This is a genomic window from Thiospirillum jenense (genome assembly GCF_014145225.1).
Taxonomy (GTDB): domain Bacteria; phylum Pseudomonadota; class Gammaproteobacteria; order Chromatiales; family Chromatiaceae; genus Thiospirillum; species Thiospirillum jenense.
Genome location: NZ_JABVCQ010000012.1, coordinates 38,405 through 56,545, shown reverse-complemented (window position 1 = coordinate 56,545; position 18,141 = coordinate 38,405). Strand labels below are relative to the sequence as shown.

General features: G+C 45.6%; 14 protein-coding genes. 13 read left to right on the top strand and 1 reads right to left on the bottom strand.

The features are described from left to right. The first annotated feature begins 11 nt into the window (after positions 1-11). Positions 12-1,514: a leucyl aminopeptidase gene (locus HUK38_RS07125; protein ID WP_182583631.1), complete on the top strand. Its 1,503-nt coding sequence runs from the start codon at positions 12-14 to the stop codon at positions 1,512-1,514. 114 nt (positions 1,515-1,628) lie between these two features. Further along, positions 1,629-2,576: a Gfo/Idh/MocA family protein gene (locus HUK38_RS07120; RefSeq protein WP_182583630.1), complete on the top strand. Its 948-nt coding sequence runs from the start codon at positions 1,629-1,631 to the stop codon at positions 2,574-2,576. Positions 2,577-2,613: 37 nt separating this feature from the next. Here HUK38_RS07120 and HUK38_RS07115 read toward each other — a convergent pair whose 3' ends face one another. Further along, positions 2,614-3,480, bottom strand: a complete 867-nt coding sequence (locus HUK38_RS07115) for a YicC/YloC family endoribonuclease (protein WP_182583629.1) — start codon at positions 3,478-3,480, stop codon at positions 2,614-2,616. A gap of 140 nt (positions 3,481-3,620) precedes the next feature. Between HUK38_RS07115 and HUK38_RS07110 the strand changes: the two genes are divergently transcribed. The 11 genes from HUK38_RS07110 (at position 3,621) to hisF (ending at position 18,137) form a co-directional block, all read left to right on the top strand. Continuing rightward, positions 3,621-4,256: a pseudaminic acid biosynthesis-associated methylase gene (locus HUK38_RS07110; RefSeq protein WP_182583628.1), complete on the top strand. Its 636-nt coding sequence runs from the start codon at positions 3,621-3,623 to the stop codon at positions 4,254-4,256. A 40-nt stretch (positions 4,257-4,296) separates the two neighbouring features. After that, complete coding sequence (locus HUK38_RS07105; protein WP_182583627.1) at positions 4,297-7,755, top strand: glycosyltransferase; 3,459 nt, start codon at positions 4,297-4,299, stop codon at positions 7,753-7,755. Between the two features lie 20 nt (positions 7,756-7,775). Then, positions 7,776-10,766 (top strand): O-linked N-acetylglucosamine transferase family protein, encoded by a 2,991-nt coding sequence (locus tag HUK38_RS07100; protein WP_182583626.1) that lies wholly within the window; start codon positions 7,776-7,778, stop codon positions 10,764-10,766. 42 nt (positions 10,767-10,808) lie between these two features. Continuing rightward, positions 10,809-11,804: a UDP-N-acetylglucosamine 4,6-dehydratase (inverting) gene (gene pseB / locus HUK38_RS07095; protein ID WP_182583625.1), complete on the top strand. Its 996-nt coding sequence runs from the start codon at positions 10,809-10,811 to the stop codon at positions 11,802-11,804. After that, the gene (locus HUK38_RS07090) at positions 11,801-12,547 is read left to right on the top strand and encodes a cytidylyltransferase domain-containing protein (RefSeq protein WP_182583624.1); all 747 of its coding nucleotides are present in this window, start codon (positions 11,801-11,803) and stop codon (positions 12,545-12,547) included. Before pseB ends, HUK38_RS07090 begins: the two co-directional genes overlap by 4 nt. 2 nt (positions 12,548-12,549) lie before the next feature. Continuing rightward, a complete protein-coding gene (gene pseC / locus HUK38_RS07085; protein WP_338065377.1) occupies positions 12,550-13,746 on the top strand; it encodes a UDP-4-amino-4,6-dideoxy-N-acetyl-beta-L-altrosamine transaminase in 1,197 nt (398 codons plus the stop codon). A gap of 43 nt (positions 13,747-13,789) precedes the next feature. After that, positions 13,790-14,821, top strand: coding sequence for a UDP-2,4-diacetamido-2,4,6-trideoxy-beta-L-altropyranose hydrolase (gene pseG, locus HUK38_RS07080; protein ID WP_182583623.1), 1,032 nt, complete (start codon positions 13,790-13,792; stop codon positions 14,819-14,821). Between the two features lie 2 nt (positions 14,822-14,823). Then, a complete protein-coding gene (locus HUK38_RS07075; protein WP_182583622.1) occupies positions 14,824-15,594 on the top strand; it encodes a class I SAM-dependent methyltransferase in 771 nt (256 codons plus the stop codon). Beyond that, positions 15,591-16,640, top strand: a complete 1,050-nt coding sequence (gene pseI, locus HUK38_RS07070) for a pseudaminic acid synthase (RefSeq protein WP_338065376.1) — start codon at positions 15,591-15,593, stop codon at positions 16,638-16,640. The genes HUK38_RS07075 and pseI overlap by 4 nt, the downstream gene beginning before the upstream one ends. A gap of 64 nt (positions 16,641-16,704) precedes the next feature. Further along, positions 16,705-17,340 carry an imidazole glycerol phosphate synthase subunit HisH gene (gene hisH / locus HUK38_RS07065; protein WP_182583621.1) on the top strand — a complete coding sequence of 212 codons (636 nt, stop codon included), beginning with the start codon at positions 16,705-16,707 and terminating at the stop codon, positions 17,338-17,340. A gap of 8 nt (positions 17,341-17,348) precedes the next feature. Further along, positions 17,349-18,137, top strand: a complete 789-nt coding sequence (gene hisF, locus HUK38_RS14905; protein ID WP_202985522.1) for an imidazole glycerol phosphate synthase subunit HisF — start codon at positions 17,349-17,351, stop codon at positions 18,135-18,137. Positions 18,138-18,141 lie beyond the last annotated feature (4 nt).

Here is an 18,141-nt window from a genome sequence, read left to right as displayed (position 1 = left end):
TGCAAATCAATATGAAATTAACGGTTTTAACGAATGACTTGGCCACGCTTTCCACCCCGGCCCTGGTCTTGGGTTCATTTAATAATGGGCAATTAACGCCGGCCGCGGGGTTAATTGATCGCGCCAGCAACGGTGCGTTAAATCACCTTGTGTCATGCGGTGATTTGAATCAAGAAATTGGCGCGAGTGTTTTACTGTACGCGCTGCCCAATGTCGCGGCCGAACGGGTGCTGCTGGTCAATTTGGGCAAAGCCGACGAGTTTGACCGCGCTCATTACGCCAAAAGTTTGAAAAAAGCGTTTGAGCGCTTGGCGGACGTGGGCGTGACGGCGGCGACCTTGGCGTTACCCGAGCCGCTGCCGGCCGCGATGTCGGTTTATCACTCGGCGCGGGCGGCAATGTTAGCGGCCGGGCAGAGCAGTTACCGGTATACCCAAACCAAAGCCGCGCAGCCGGGCGATAAGCCGCCGCTCGACCAGTTGACGCTGTGGGTGGCGGATGGGGCGGCGCAGGCGGCGTGTGAGTTGGCGATCACGCACGCGCAGGCGTTGGTGACGGCGGTCAATTGGACGCGGGATTTGGCCAATTTGCCCGGCAATATTTGCACCCCGAGTTATTTGGCGGAACAGGCGCAGTTTTTGGCGACGCAATCGCCGCAGGTGACGGTGGAGATTTTGGATGCCGACGCGATGGCGGCGCTGGGGATGGGGGCGATGCTCGGCGTGGCACGCGGCAGTCGTGAACCGGCCAAGTTGATTGTGTTGCGGTACGCGGGCGGGGCGGCGGATGCGCAGCCGGTGGTGCTGGTCGGCAAGGGTTTGACCTTTGACGCGGGCGGGATTTCGCTGAAACCGGCCAATGACATGGACGAGATGAAGTACGACATGAGCGGCGGCGCGAGTGTGTTGGGGACGCTGCGGGCGGTGGCGGAATTGTGCTTACCAATCAACGTGATCGGCGTGATTCCGGCGACGGAAAATCTGCCCGGCGGCGCGGCGTATAAACCGGGCGATGTCTTGACCAGTTTGTCCGGTCAAACGATTGAGGTGCTGAATACCGACGCGGAAGGGCGCTTGATTTTGTGCGATGCGCTGACTTACTGCGAGCGGTTTAATCCGGCGGTGGTGCTGGATATGGCGACCTTGACCGGCGCGTGCGTGGTGGCACTCGGGCATCATCCGAGCGGTTTATTCACGCATAACAACGAGTTAGCCGCGACTCTGACGGCTGCCGGTGAGACTTCGGGGGATCGGGTGTGGCGCTTGCCGTTGTGGAAAGAATTCGAGCAGCAGTTGGATAGCAATTTTGCCGACATGGCGAATGTCGGCGGACGCGACGGCGGGGCGATCACGGCGGCGCTGTTCCTCGGGCGGTTCACCAAAAAATTCCCGGCGTGGGCGCACTTGGACATCGCTGGCACGGCGTGGGTCAGCGGCAAGGAGAAGGGTGCAACGGGGCGGCCGGTGCCGTTGCTGGTTGAATTTTTGCTGCACCGCTGCGGGTTAATTGGTTGATTCAGGCGTGATGCAGTTGAGCTTTTAACCGATTGATTTTCAAGGAAGAACAGTTCCCATGCTGGCGCGTGGGAACGATCAAATGTCGCATCAGATGCGGGAGCGAATGACAACATGACAATACCCGTGCGCGTCGCCGTGATTGGCGCAGGTTATTTAGGCCGCTTTCACGCGCTGATTTACGCGCAATTAACCGGCGTTGACCTCGTCGCCGTGATTGACACCGATTTAACCCGCGCCGCGCAAATCGGCCGCGAAGCCGGCTGCGGCTACAGCGCCGACTACCGCACCGTGCTTGATTGCGTGGACGCGGTCAGCATCGTCGTCCCCACCAGTCTGCATTTGGACGTTGCCCGCCCATTTTTAGAACGCGGCATCGCGGTGCTGTTGGAAAAACCGATTGCCGCCACGCTTGAGGACGGTCACGCCATCGTCGCGCTGGCTGAACAACATGGCGCGCTGTTGCAAATTGGTCATCTGGAACGGTTTAACGCCGGGGTGATGGCGCTGGCGGAGCGGATCACCACGCCGCGTTATTTGGAAGCGCAGCGGCTCGGTACGTTTGTGGAACGGGCAACGGATGTGGATGTCGTCACCGATTTGATGATTCACGACATTGACATCATTTTGGCGCTCGTTGACAGCGATTTAACCGACGTTCGCGCTGTCGGCGCATCCGTGTTGACGCCGCATGTTGACATCGCCAGTGCGCGACTCGAATTCGCCAACGGCTGCGTCGCCAACGTGGTCGCCAGCCGCGTGTCCGATAAACGGGTGCGCCACATTCGCGTGTTTCAACCGCAGGCGTACTTGGCACTCGATTTTGCCGCGCAAACGCTCGACATCGCCGCCCCGCAACCGCAGTCTGATCCCGCGCAGCGGCCGGTGATTACGCGCCAGCGCCTCACGCCACCCGCCGTCAAGCCGCTGGATTGTGAAATTGCCGCATTCGTCGCGGCGGTGCGCAGTGGTGACAAACCGCTGGTGGACGGGCGAGTCGGGTTGAAAGCGCTGACGGTGGCGTTGCAGGTGCGGGAGCGGATGGCGGGTGGGCGCACCTGACGGCAAATGATGCTAATTGGCGGGGAACGATGCGCAATTACTCCAAATTCTGCACCTGCTCGCGGATTTGCTCGATGGCAACTTTCATGTCCACCGCCGCCCGCGTCACCACCACATCCTGCGATTTGGAGCCGAGCGTATTGGCTTCACGGTTCAATTCTTGCAGCAGAAAATCCAACCGCCGCCCAATCGCGCCCGTTGCCGTCAAGGTGCTGCGCAGCTCGGTCAGGTGGCTAGTCAGGCGATCCAGTTCCTCGGCCACGTCGGTACGGTGGATAAACAGCAACATTTCCTGTTCCAACCGCGTCGGGTCAAGTTCCGCCCGCAGTTCCGCCAATCGGGTGTGCAATTGTTGACGGTAGTTGGCCAAACAGGTCGGCAGCCGCTCGCGCACCGTGTCAACCAGCGCGGCGAGGCGCTCGCACCGCTGCTCAATCATCGCCTGCAAGCGGCTACCCTCGCGCTCGCGTGCCGCGAGCAGGTCGGTCAGGGTCAGGTCAAGCAGTGCCAAAGCCCGCGCCTGCACCCCCGTCATGTCGGGCGCTGGTTCAATCAACAGCCCCGGCCAGCGCAGCAGTTCCAACACGTTGGGGCGCGCCGGGTCGTCCAGCCGCATGGCGAGGGTGTCAGTCACCGCCAACAGTTGGTCGAGCAGCGCGGTGTTGAGTTGCAACGGCGCGACCTTGCCCGATTGGAGGGTGTAGCGCACCGTGCAATCCAATTTGCCGCGCTCCAGTCGTTGCCCGAGGCGCTCGCGGATCAGCGGATCAAGACTGCGCAGGTCGTCGGGCAGGCGGATGGTCGGTTCAAAAAAGCGGTGATTGATCGAGCGCAATTCACAGATCAGTTCACCCGGCGCATCATTATCGCAGCGGCGGGCGAAGGCGGTCATACTTTTGGGCATGAGTTTATGTATTCCAAAACGAAGGTGTTAATGAGATATTAACATGAAATGGGGAGTGTGTGATTGGATTAATCACACAATAATCTATTTGATAACCATGCAGTGAATGAATAAAAGTTAAAAACTGGGAGCGATGCAGCATGACACCATTTGAGACAGAGCAAGAAGCATTTTGGCACGGTGATTTTGGCAATCATTATGTTGATCGCAACCGCGGCGATAAACTCATTGCGGCCAATTTAGCTTTTTTATGCAAGGTAATTAGTCGTACTCAAACACTCAACACAATCATCGAGTTTGGTTCAAATATTGGGTTGAATTTAATTGCATTAAAACAACTACTTCCTGATGCAAAACTGTCCGCCGTGGAAATCAATCAAAAAGCAGCAACAGAATTAAAAAAAGCGCTGCCGGCTGTTGATTTACACCAAACCTCTATTCTCACTTTTCAAGCAAATAAAACGTGGGATTTGGTATTAACTCGCGGTGTGTTAATTCATATTCATCCCGACAAATTGCCGGCGGTTTATGATCTTATGTATCAATGCGCGGCGCGGTATGTGCTGGTAGCCGAGTATTATAATCCAGAGCCAGTCGAAATCGTTTATCGCGGCCACACTAATAAACTTTATAAAAGAGATTTCGCCGGCGAAATGTTAGCTCGATTCCCAAATTTGCGGTTGATTGACTACGGATTTCTTTACCGCCACGACCCCAATTTCCCCGGCGAAGACAGCAACTGGTTTTTAATGGAAAAACGGCCCACAAATTGCTGACCATTGACTAACCTCGGCCAAAGTTGGAATCTACCACGCCATGCCCACCCGCTTCACAACAGCAACCCTCAACAGCGGTGGTCAAGCCGTGACCGAATTACCCAGCATCCAAACCGACCGCGACTGCCTCGCCGCGTTGCGCCGTCACCCAAATTACGGGTGCGCCTTCACCGACTCGCGCCCGCTGATCTCCATCATCGTCGCCGATTTCACCTGCGGCGAGCGCGTGTTCGAGCGTCTCATCCCCACACTGCGCCAGCAAAGTTACCCGCAGTTTGAAGTGCTGTTTATCGCCGACGCCACGCATTCAGCCGCCACGTTGGAATGGCTCAACTTGCAACATGACGAACGAATGCGGCTATATCGGCTCACATCGCCACCACATCCGTCACGTTCCAACCTGATTCGCCGCACCAATGCCGGCCTGCGACTGGCGCGGGGGCAATGGATTTGTCACATCGCCGGCGAAGATGCCCTCGCCACCGAACATTTGGCGCAGTTACTCGGTGCGGCGCGCAGCACCCAATGCGAATGGGCGCACGGGCTGGCGCGTCAAATTCTTGACGATGTGGACGAACCAACCGATCACGGCGGGCAATCACCGCAACTTGGGCAGCACGTCGCCACCGCATCGGTGTATCACGCCGCGTTAAAAACCTTTCACCTCAGCGCCGCCTGTCCGCACCTCACCGCGCCAGATGTGCCGAATTTGTGGCAAAAATTCGTACAAATCGGCGTCAATCACTGCCATTTAGACGATATTGTCGCTGCACACTACCCGACCGCTGCGCCGCGAGTCGAGCGCCTGCAACCCATTGCCGTGCATACTGTATCACGCGATGACCGCAGTTATTTTCCCGCCGCCGTGCGCAATTACGCGCTGCAATTGCGCTGGTTATTCCCCGAACAGCGCGTCCCTGCTGCGCCCGTGTTGGTTAAATTTTTGGTGTTTATTCAAGCAGATAACAACACCGCTCGCCTCGCGCACACACTGCGCAGCGTCCACCAGCAACGCCATCCCGCCCGCTGGATCGTGATTTGTGACGCGAGTGGACAACCCGCACATCTGCCGCCGCTGGGCGCAAATGACTGGCGACTTGATCTCCAGTCTGGCGACATTTTGACACCCGAGGCGCTGCAAGTGCTGGCGCAGGCAATTAAAACCGCGCCGGATGCGGTATTGATATATTGCGATCACGATCATTATGACGGCAATACACCGCCCGCCAATCCGCATTTCAAACCGGCCTTAAATCCCGATTTATTACGCAGCTATCCGTATATTGGCCGCGTATTCGCCGCCCGCGCTGATTTATTTAATCAACAGGCGGCAATCACTGCACGGCCATTGCAATTAACAGCCGCCTACGCGCTTTGTTTATTTGCTATTGAACAATTCAAATCAGAACACATTGTGCGCGTTCCGCTGGTATTGGCGCATTTGAATCCAGCAATTGACACCGTGTTTGCGGCAACCTCAGAAACTTGGCACAAATTAAGCATTTTATTAGAACAACACGCGCAGCGGCTGGGCATAGCTGCGACACTGAATGAAGGGCCAGCGCCGGGGACATTTCATTTTTTACATCCGTTGACGCGCACACCAAAGGTCAGCATTTTAATTCCCACCAAAGAACAACTGCCCTATTTGCAACGCTGTTTGGAATCCATTTTAGCTAAAACCGTTTATCCCAATTATGAAATTATTATTATTGATAATGGCAGCACCAATTCAGAATGTGTTGCCTATTTGCGCGGCATGGAGACCATTGCGCCAGAACGGATTCGTGTTCTGTATGCGCCGGGACCATTTAATTTTTCGCGGTTAAATAATCAAGCCGCACAAATAGCAACTGGCGAGTTTTTATTGCTGTTAAATAATGATACCGCTGTTTTTCAAGCGGATTGGTTAAATCATTTAATGCGACATGGATTGCGGCCAGAAGTTGGCGCAGTTGGTGCACGATTATTATTTCCCGGCGGTAAGGTGCAACATGCGGGCGTGGTATTAGGATTAGCGGGGCCGGCCGAGCATCCGTTTTTAGGATTAGAAAAAGATCAACCAGGCTATCTATTCCGTGCGCAGGTGACGCAGAATTATTCGGCGGTGACGGCGGCGTGTTTATTGGTCAAAAAAGAATTGTATCTTGATGTCAATGGGTTGAATGAAACCGATTTTGCTGTCGGTTATAACGACGTAGATTTTTGTCTACGGCTGGCGGCATTAAGCAAGCAAATTGTTTGGACGCCATTAGCGATATTGCTGCACGAGGGCAGTGCCAGTCAACGACGCGCTATTGAATCTGCGGAAAAAAAGATTGCACAATCTGATAAAAAACAACAACGGTTTCGTCAAGAACAAGGGATTTTTTATAATAAATGGCCACAATGCGTGGCAAACGATTCTGCATATAGTCCGGGATTATCTTTAGTTAATCGCAGCTTTGAAATTGAAACTAATGCGCTATTAACACCGCCGAAAAATGACGCTTTAATTTATCCAAAAGTTATCGCTTTTCCCGCAGACATGCAGGGCTGTGGTAATTATCGTATTATTCAACCTATGTTGGCGATGTTGGATGATCAGTTAATTGAAGGCGGATTATCATACGAAATTTTTGGTGCTAATTTGGTATTGCGTAGCGGTGCCGATACCCTCATTTTCCAACGTCCACACACAGATATTCAGATTACCTTATTAGAAGAATTGCTACAATTAAATCACATTAAAAAAATTTACGAAGTAGACGACTTGCTATTCAATATTCCACTAAAAAGTATTCATCGCGATGCCATGCCAGCTGATATACGCAAACGCCTAACAAAGGCAATTGGACTATGTGATCGTCTAATTGTTTCTACTGCACCTTTGGCCGAACAATTAAATAAATTGAATCGGGATGTGCGGGTGGTTGAAAATTGTTTACCCGCCCATTTATGGGGAATTAATCCGCCGCAGCGGGTTTATACAGAAGCAAATAAAAAGCGCAAACCGCGTATTGGTTGGGCAGGTGGCGTTGGTCATCAAGGCGACTTGGAACTCGTGCAAAATGTCATTACCGCGTTGGCGGATGAGGTTGAATGGGAATTCTTTGGCATGTGTCCAGAGCGCTTGCAACCAGTAGTCAAACGGTTTATTAATGGTATTCCAACACCGTATTATCCCGCACGATTAATGTCATTAGTCAGTCAATGGGATTTGGCGATTGCGCCTTTGGAAGATAATCCGTTTAATCGTTGCAAATCTAATTTACGGTTATTAGAATATGGTTGGTGTGGAGTGCCGGTAGTGTGTTCTAATCTATTGCCTTATCAAGGTAATTTGCCCGTCACCCGAATAAAAAATCGGCATAAAGATTGGATTGATGCCATTCGCTCACATCTTGCTGATCCATTCGCTAGTTATCAACAGGGATTAGCATTGCAACAAGCGGTGGTAGCACGTCATCTTTTACGCGGTCAAAATCTGACTAATTGGTTAGCGGCGTGGCATGATTAGGAATTAATTAATTAATTGACATGAATATTTTACCAAAAGCATTGTTAATTCCTGATCCGTTTTGCAATGCCGTTTTAGATCAGTCTATTTTAGCGCCGCTGCTCGCGGAGCAGTTTGAAATTGTCACGCTTTCATTAGAGATTTTTGAACATTTTTTACCGTCAAAGCCCAATGAACATGCAGCTTGGGCGGCAGCAATCATCAATCATTGGCAGCAACAAAACACGATAGCACCGCAGCTTATTATTGCAGAAGGCTTTAGTAGTTTAATTGCTCTCCAATTGACCACCGCTCATCGAGATTTTTCCCTACCGCCATTAGTCTTATTAGACCCACCTTTAGCACCCGCTAAACTGTGGCCATTGCGGCGGTTAGTCGGAAATTACTCAAAAGAGAATTGCTGGCGTCAATTAGCTTATACATGGCTTGGCTATCATGATAATGTCGAAGACAATACAGCAGAGCCGCTGTATTATGCTGACCTTGCCAATTATCCAGCGCCAATTTTATTACTCACCGGTGATTTGCCATTGTGGCCGTTACGCATGACGCGCACGAGTCCATGTTATTTAGATCAATCTGATTGTTATTTTTTGGCTGGGATGCCACAAGTTCAATTAGAGCACATGGCAAACTGCGATCATTGGGTCATGCGTAGTGCGCCCACGGCGGCGTGTCAGGTATTATTAAAATGGTGGCAAATTTTTATAACGAATACGCCAGTTCTATTGCCCGAACCATCTTGCTCATCGCCTGATTCCAGCATACCTGTATTAGATAATCCTGATTCTATGATTGTATCCGCTGTTATTGAAGCGCCTGCATTGTATAAAGAAGATTCTGATCCAATCATACCCGAATTATCGCATTCTGATGTCAAAAAAAGTCATGTATTGCCGCCTCATGTTAAACAAAAACAGAAAAAGAAAGATAAACAAACGCCGCTCAAAACTGAAATCAACAAAATCACCGCACTGATTGATGCAAAGAAATTTTCTGAAGCAGTGACTGCTGCCGAAGAGTTTGTCAAGCAGCGGCCGCTTGATCCAAATGGCTGGGCAGTATTAGCTAATAGTTATGAAAAAGCGGGGGATCGTACTCAAGCAATTGCCGCTGCAAAAAAGGTCGTTGAATATCGCCCGAATGAAGCGGCTGGACATTCTGATTTGGGCATTTTATTGCAACGGGCGGGGCATTTTGATGATGCGTTGTCCGCGTTTCAACGTGCAATTGAATTAAACCCTGATTATGCAATTGCCCAAAGCAATTTAGGTGTTTTGCACGGTACACTCGGGCATCATGCAGACGCGGAAAAGCATTTTCGTATTGCCTTAAAACTCGTTCCAAATGCAATTGAATTGTACAATAACCTGGGTTATTTGTACCGCGATATTGGACGATTGGAAGAAGCGGCAGATGTTTTTGAACAGGCCTTAAAATGGCATGCAAATGTTCCGCAGTTTTATTCTAACCTGTTAGAAACTTTAATTGCATCCGGTCAACATAATCGCGCTGAAACAACTATTAAAAAACTGCTAAATAATCCGCAGTTATCTATTGGTATACTGCTTTCCATTGCATACTGGTTGAATCATATTAAATGTTTTGACGAAGCGGAAGCGACCTATCAACGTGCTTTAATATTAGAACCTGAAAACGCCACTCTATTGTCCAGTTATGCGAGTTTTCTTGGACGGTCCGGGCGTGTTGAAGAAGCAGCGAATTACTTACGTCAAGCATTACAATATGATCCCAATTGTGCGATTGCCCAAAGTCTATTATTATTCTTTGGCGCTTACACAGGCTTTATTTCGCCCGAAGACATTTATAGTGAAGCGCCACAGTGGGAAAATAAGGTGCTGAGTGCGTCTGTGCGTATTGCGGCACGAGAGCATGTTTTTTATCGGCAGGGGCGTCAGCATCGACCGTTGCGTATTGGCATTTTATCAGCGGAATTCTCTAAACATGTGGTCGCGTATTTCCTGCGTAATTGGTTAAAAGAATTAGATCGTCACCGCTTTACGTTGTTCTTGTATTCAACACAGCGGGATAGTGAATTCACTAAGGATTTCAAAGTATTAGCAGATTATTGGGTACCACTTGCCGGTCTTACAAATGAAGCAATGGCAAAACGTATTCGTGAAGATGAAATTGACGTTTTAATTGAAACCAGTGGTCACACGGCGAATAACCAGCTACCTATTATCGCCCGCCGTGCGGCGCCAATTCAATGTCATTACATTGGTTGGTTTGCAACGACGGGTTTAACTGAAATGGATTATTTTATTGGTGATGCGGTATTGCTGCCACCAGCATTGGATGCGCAATTCACCGAGCAAATTTGGCGACTTAATCGCGCTTGGATTGCGTATGAACCGCTGGAAGCGGCACCCGTTCCTCAATGGCAACCGGCGGTTGATAGCGCTGTTTGGTTTGGTAGCTTTAATCAACTCGCCAAACTCACAGAAGCAACGCTGGCACTATGGGTCAAAGTATTACAACGCTTGCCGCAAGCACGTTTATTGTTGAAAACTGCTTTGGGTAATCAACAAACGCATCAAGAACGCATAACTTCTATTTTTACTGCACAGGGGATTACTGCTGAACGCATTGTATTTATCCCAACAGTAGCAGACTGGGCTGAACACATGTCCAAGTATGACATGATTGATGTTGTGCTTGATCCAATTACAATTAATAGCGGCACAACTGCATTTGATGCGCTGTGGATGGGCGCCCCTTTAATTACACTGGCAGGGAATTGGATGGGTGGGCGCATGGCGGCATCAATTCTTACTGGTTTGGGTCATCCAGAGTGGATTGCTCAGACTGAAGAAGAGTATATTGAAAAATCGGTTGCGCTTGCTGAAAATGTTGCCCTTCGTCAGCAATTAAGACCTATTCAACGTGAGAAAATGCGCCACAGTCAATTGTGTGATGCGAAAGGGTTAGCAGAGGAATTAGGACAAGCATTTGAGGGGATGTTCGATCGGTGGTATGCGAAACAGTAAATATCTTACTGATCGAATCTTTGCAATTATGAGTTATTGAAAATGTTTAATAATAAGTCTGTTTTAATCACTGGAGGTACGGGGTCATTTGGGAAACATTTTGTCAAACTTTTGTTGACAGACTACCGACCACGTCGCATTGTTATTTTTTCCCGTGATGAATTAAAACAATTTGAGATGCAGCAAGTATTTAACTTGCCGTGTATGCGTTATTTTCTGGGAGATGTTCGTGATAAAGAACGGTTAGTTCAAGCAATGCAGGGTATTGATTATGTTATTCATGCAGCGGCATTAAAACAGGTGCCTGCTGCGGAATATAATCCAATGGAATGTATTAAAACGAATATTCAAGGCGCGGACAATGTCATTCACACTGCATTAGCAAATCGCGTACAAAAAGTCATTGCACTTTCTACCGACAAAGCGGCTAATCCAATTAACTTGTATGGCGCCACGAAATTAGTTTCAGATAAATTATTTGTTGCAGCGAATAACATTGCAGGGGGGTATCCAACACGTTTTTCTGTGGTGCGCTATGGCAATGTTGTTGGTTCTCGAGGTTCGGTTTTGCCGTATTTTCAACAATTGATTCGTGATGGACAAAAAACATTACCTGTTACAGATGCGCGCATGACACGCTTTTGGATCACTTTAGATGAGGGCGTCGCATTTGTGAATCAATCATTCAAACGAATGCAAGGCGGTGAAATTTTTGTGCCAAAAATCCCTTCAGTGCGTATTGTTGATTTGGTCGCATCATTAGGTAAAGATTTACAAATCAAATATGTTGGAATTCGTCCTGGGGAAAAATTACATGAAATCATGTGTCCCGCCGATGAAGCGCATCGTGTATTAGAATTTGGAGATCACTATGTCATTACGCCAAGTATTCAATTGACTAATCCTGTAGATTGTCATCGTAATGCGCTCGGTGAATGTGGTGAGGCAGTTAATGACGGATTTGAGTACAACTCTAGTAATAATAGTTATTTTCTCAGCGTGAAAGAAATAGAAAACCTAAACGGTCATGTTTTATGACATTTCAAAAAATTGTCGTTATTACCCAAGCACGGATGGCATCAACACGCTTGCCTGGTAAAGTGATGATGTCAATTTTGAACAAACCGCTTTTAATGTATCAAATTGAAAGATTGAAACATATTAGTAATGTTCATGCGGTGGTTGTTGCAACAACAACAAGTTCATTGGACGATGTCATTGAAGATTTTTGTCATCAGCAAAATGTAGCTGTATTTCGTGGTGATGAACTGGATGTATTAAAACGGTATTATGAAGCTGCAAAACAATTTAATGCAGATATTGTGGTGCGTGTCACATCTGATTGCCCGCTAATTGATCCAAAAATATCAGAACAAGTCATCAATTTTTATTTGGATTCTCAGGGTAAGGTTGATTACGTTTCCAATACTATCGAGAGAACTTACCCGCGTGGACTGGATACCGAAGTTTTCTCTTTTGCGCTTTTGGAATTAGCTTATGAAGAAGCAACTAAAGCCTACGAACGAGAGCATGTGACGCCTTTTTTTTATTGCCAACCGGAACGTTTTCGGATTAGCCAAATAAAAAATGCTGTCGATTTGAGTCAATATCGTTGGACAGTAGACACTGCTGAGGACTTTGAATTAGTGAAGCGAGTATTGGAAAAAATTTATCCTGTTCATTCGCAATTTGCAATGGAAGATATAGTTCGCATTTTAGATCAAAATCCTGAGTGGTCAAATGTCAACAGTCATATAATGCAAAAGGCACTAGTGCATTAATTTTGTTAAAAATCGGGTTAAGAAATTCTAGTTTTTATACGCAAAAAGTTATTATGATCCCGTACAGTCGGCAAAGCATTAATGCAGATGATATTGCTGCGGTGGTGGCGGCGTTGAATTCTGATTTCATAACACAAGGAGCACTTGTTCCGGCATTTGAACGCGCTATAGCTGATTATTGCAAAGTTGCTGATGCGGTGGCGGTGGCGAATGGCACAGCGGCGTTGCATCTTGCTTGTTTAGCTTTAAAAATAACAACAGGCGATATTGTTTGGACATCACCTATTAGTTTTGTTGCTTCAGCAAATTGTGCGCGTTATTGTGGTGCCGCCGTTGATTTTGTGGATATCGACGAAGAAACTCAAAACATGAGTCTCCTAGAATTACAGAAAAAATTGAATTCAGCTAAAAAACAAAACACTTTACCGGTAGCGATCATTCCAGTACATTTTGCCGGGCGATCCTGTGCAATGCAGGAAATTAAGAACTTAATTCAGCCTTATGGAATTAAGTTAATAGAAGATGCCGCTCATGCGTTGGGTGGGCAATATCAGGGCTTACCAATTGGATGCTGTCAACATTCTGATTGTTGTATATTTAGTTTACATCCACTAAAAAGCATAACTACTGGCGAAGGTGGATTGATTTTAACTAATGATTTGGAGTTGTCAAAAACGTTACGTTTGTTAAGAAATCATGGCATTACTCGTAATAACAGTGAATTTGAATACGATTCAGCAGGGGGCTGGTATTACGAACAACAGCAACTTGGATTTAATTATCGGATAACTGAAATACAAGCAGCACTTGGTTTGTCACAGTTAACTCGGTTAAATGAATTTATTGCAAAGCGCCGTAATTTGGCTATGCGTTATGATGCGTTATTGGCGCATTTACCAATCAAAAAACCTTTGCCAAGTGAAAATTCAGCATGGCATTTGTATATTATTGAATTAAAGAATGCTGCGAAACGTCAACAGGTGTACTCGGCATTGCGTCAAGCCAAAATTGGCGTAAATGTACATTACATTCCTGTTCACTTGCAGCCTGATTATCAGCGTCTTGGATTCAAACTTGGTGATTTTCCACAGGCGGAATCTTACTATGGGAACGCATTATCACTACCTTTGTTTCCAGATTTAACTGAGAGTGAGCAATTTTACGTTGTAAGTGAATTGCAAAGGGCTGCTGTGCTTTAATTCTCATACGGTTATATGAGGATATTATGGCTGGTAATTTAGAATGAAAGTTGTTTTTCGAGTAGATGCGTCTATTAGTTTAGGGACAGGACATGTGATGCGCTGTTTGGTGTTAGCAGAAGAATTAAAAAAACGGGGGGTAATCACTCAGTTTGTCTGTCGTGAACTGTTAAATAATTTATATGAAAAAATCCTTGTACAAGGACATGAAGTGACGTTTTTACCAACAGGATTAAATAATTTTTTGCATGATGCTGAACAAAGTCGTTTAGCTTTTCAACAAGCAGATTGGTTAGTTGTTGATCATTATGAGTTGGATAGGTTTTGGGAAAAACAATTACGTCCTTATGTGCAACATATTCTGGTGATTGATGATTTAGCTAATCGTCCACATGATTGCGATATTTTGCTAGATCAAAACCTTCGGGATAATGAGGCATATAAAGATTTAGTACCGACTCGTTGTATAAGACTTATAGGCCCACGCTACGCTTTATTACGCTCTCAATTTGTCGAGCAGCGGCAAAAACTAATCAAACAATTCGATACAGTGCGCCGTATTTTAGTGTTTTTTGGTGGAACTGATGCCAAAGGAGTTACTCTTAAAGCATTAGAGGCGCTTGCACAGATTAAACCAATTGAAAATCTTATTGTGGATGTTGTTATTGGAGAGGCAAATCCGCACCGTGATGCGATTCAGTCTGCGTGTAATGCTTCGCCTCATCAAACGCATTTGTATTGTGAAGTGGACAATATGGCCGAATTGATGGCACAAGCCGACTTGGCACTAGGGGCGGGAGGGTCTGCCACTTGGGAGCGTTGTTGTTTAGGGTTACCAAGTTTAGTCGTCACTGTGGAAGATAATCAGGATGTCAATGGTATACCTTGCCTTAAAAAAGGTGTTCTGATTTATTTAGGTTGTTTGCATGAAGTTGAAGTAAAACAGTGGGTGTCAGAATTAGATGATATGTTAAATAATTCAACCAAAAGAGCTGACATATCTAAAGCTGCTATGCAACTAACTAATGGATATGGATGCCAGTATTTATTTCAGGCAATGAATAAAGTGTTGTGACAATGGATACGGAAAAGTATAACTTGGTGAAAGATTTTTGGGATAGTCGGGCGGTTTTGCAAAATCGGGCAGGTACAGATGATGTTTTAATCAAAGCCTTAGAAATAGAGGTTTTGTCTTCTTGGATAAAAGATGAAATGGAATTACTTGAATTTGGTTGTGGGAATGGTGTTACAGCGATAGAATTGTTGAAAAGAAAATTTGTACACATAAAAGGATTTGATTTTTCAGAAAAAATGATTGAACATGCCCGGCTTTATGCTAAAAACGCTAATATGGAATCCCGTGTTCAATTTGCCGTAGCAGATATTCTCGATCCGCCAATGTTGGATGAAAAATTCAATATTGTTTATAGTGAACGTATGCTTATCAATTTACCAAATTGGGAAATGCAAACAGTTGCTATCAACAATATGGCGCACTTTTTAAAACCCAAAGGATACTTGCTATTATGTGAGAATAGTCAACAAGGACTAGAAGAGATCAATAAGCTTAGAGTTCGTGTAGGACTTACTGAAATTATACCTCCGTGGCATAATATTTATTTAAACGATAACAATATGGAATCACTTAATTTGGGTGATTGTTATTTAACTAAAGTAGTTCCTTATAGTGCTACTTACTACTTTATCAGTCGTGTCGTTAACGCATGGTTAGCAAAGCAAGAAAATCGTGATCCGCAATATGAAGATACAATCAATCAGTTGGCATTCTATTTGCCTTTAATTAGTGAATGCGCACAAGGTAAGTTGTGGGTTTTCCAAAAAGCGTGAATAAAGTGAATAAAAATCGAAAATTTGTTATTAGTCAAAATAGTACGCCACTTGTTATTGCCGAAATGTCTGGCAACCATAACCAGTCATTAGAGCGTGCATTGGCGATTGTTGATGCTGCGGCAGACGCAGGTGCACATGCAATAAAACTACAAACCTACACAGCAGACACCATGACACTTAATTTAGATCATGGTGAATTTCATATTGAACATCCGCTCTGGGGCGGGCAATCATTATATGCTCTATATCAACAGGCATATACACCATGGGAATGGCATGAGCCTATTTTTAAACGTGCTTATGATCGCGGTATGTTTGCTTTTAGTACTCCATTTGATAAGTCTGCTGTGGATTTTTTGGAGTCTTTGCAGGTGCCTGCATACAAAATAGCTTCATTTGAAAATACGGACTTACCATTATTGCGCAAGGTAGCTGCCACAGGTAAACCATTACTAATCTCCACAGGAATGGCAACGCTGGCTGAATTAGATGAGTCAGTAAGAGCAGTTCGTCAAGCTGGTTGTAAAGAGCTTGTTTTATTAAAATGTACCAGCGCTTATCCCGCAAATCAGAGAGATAGCCATATTCGTACAATTCCACACATGCGTGAATTGTTTTCTTGTGAAGTCGGATTATCAGATCACACGTTGGGCATAGGCGCTGCCGTCGCAGCAGTTGCATTAGGTGCGACAGTCATTGAAAAACATTTCACATTGAGTCGTGCTGATGGTGGTGTAGATGCCGCTTTTTCATTAGAACCAACTGAATTTGCACAGTTATGCAAAGAAGTAAAAAACGCATGGGAGGCATTGGGTGAAATAAATTATGGTGTAATGGATACGGAGTTGAACTCTCACATGTTTCGTCGTTCTTTGTATGTTGTACAAGACATGGAAAAGGGCGAACAATTCACGGAAGGAAATGTTCGCGCTATTCGACCTGGCAAGGGTTTAGCACCCAAATATTTAGACATTGTTTATGGTAAAACTGCGCGGCAGTTTATTTCTAAAGGTACGCCCTTATCATGGGATTTACTGTGGTAATTTTTTTACTCGTACTGTAGTAGCTATCAATTCCTATAAGATTTTTAGCACTGAATAGTTTTTTATGACAAAGCACACTAAAATAGCAATTATTGATTATGGAATGGGCAATTTGAAGTCGGTTGCCAATGCTTTTGCCAATATAGGTTATGCAGCATTTATTGCTCGAAATCCAAATGATTTGTGTTTCGCCAGCCATGTGGTTTTGCCTGGTGTTGGTGCTTTTGGAGATGGTATGAAAAATCTTTGCTCATGCGGTTGGTTAGATATTTTAGAGGAAGAAGTCATAAAAAAAGGAAAACCATTTATGGGTATTTGTTTAGGTATGCAGCTATTAGCAACAGTTGGAACTGAATATGGGTTGCATAAAGGCTTGAATTGGATTCCCGGTACAGTCAAAAAAATAGAAAGTAACGAACCTCAAATTAGAGTTCCCCATGTGGGGTGGAACGATGTTCGAATTTTAAAAAGAGATGGGCTTTATCAAGATTTAGGAGATTCTCAAGTATTTTATTTTGTACATAGCTATGTTTTTGATGTGGAAAATAAAGGCCACCTGATAAGTGGATTAACTTGTCATGGTATAGAATTTGTTGCCAGTTTAGAAAAAAACAACATATATGCAACTCAGTTTCACCCAGAAAAAAGTCAAAAAGTAGGATTAAAAGTTTTAGATAATTTTATTAAATCGACTTTGTAAAAAAACAAATGCTCAAAAAAAGACTTATTCCGGTTTTGCTTTTGAAAAATGGTTTACTAGTTCGCAGCGAAGCGTTTGAAATCCATCAAATTATTGGCAACCCTATTCATGAAGCTAAACGTTTTAACGAGTGGAATGTTGATGAATTAATATATTTAGATATCAGCAAAAGCTACGAATATGACTTGCGTAGAGACGATCACAAAATTAAAGGTTTAAGCGATCACCTTGCGATATTAGATGAAGTTAGCAAAACTTGCTTTATGCCCTTAACTTGGGGAGGTAAAATTCGTACGATAAGTCAAATGCAAGAAATTATTAGCAGAGGAGCTGATAAAATAGTAATTAACACAGTGGCCGTGGAACATCCACAGTTAATTACTCAGGCCGCAAATGTTTTAGGTAGCCAAGCAGTTGTAGTAAGTATTGACGTGTTTAGACAAACTGATGGAAAAATGCTGGTATTTATCAACGGCGGAAGTCAACCGACAGACTTAAAGCCAGAACGGTGGGCTAAAGAAGCCGAAGAGCGAGGAGCGGGAGAAATTTTACTGAATAGCATCAATCGTGATGGGACAGGAACTGGTTATGACTTAGAACTTATTAATGCAGTTAGTTTTAATACTAAGATTCCTATTATTGCTTGTGGTGGTGTTGGCAAATATGAACATTATATTGAAGGTATAGAGGCAGGCGCTTCTGCCGTTGCTGCTGCTAACATTTGGCATTTTAAAGAATTATCAGATAGAGGATCAAAGCGGGTTTTGGCAAAAGCCGGTATTGGGGTTCGTTTATAGGCTG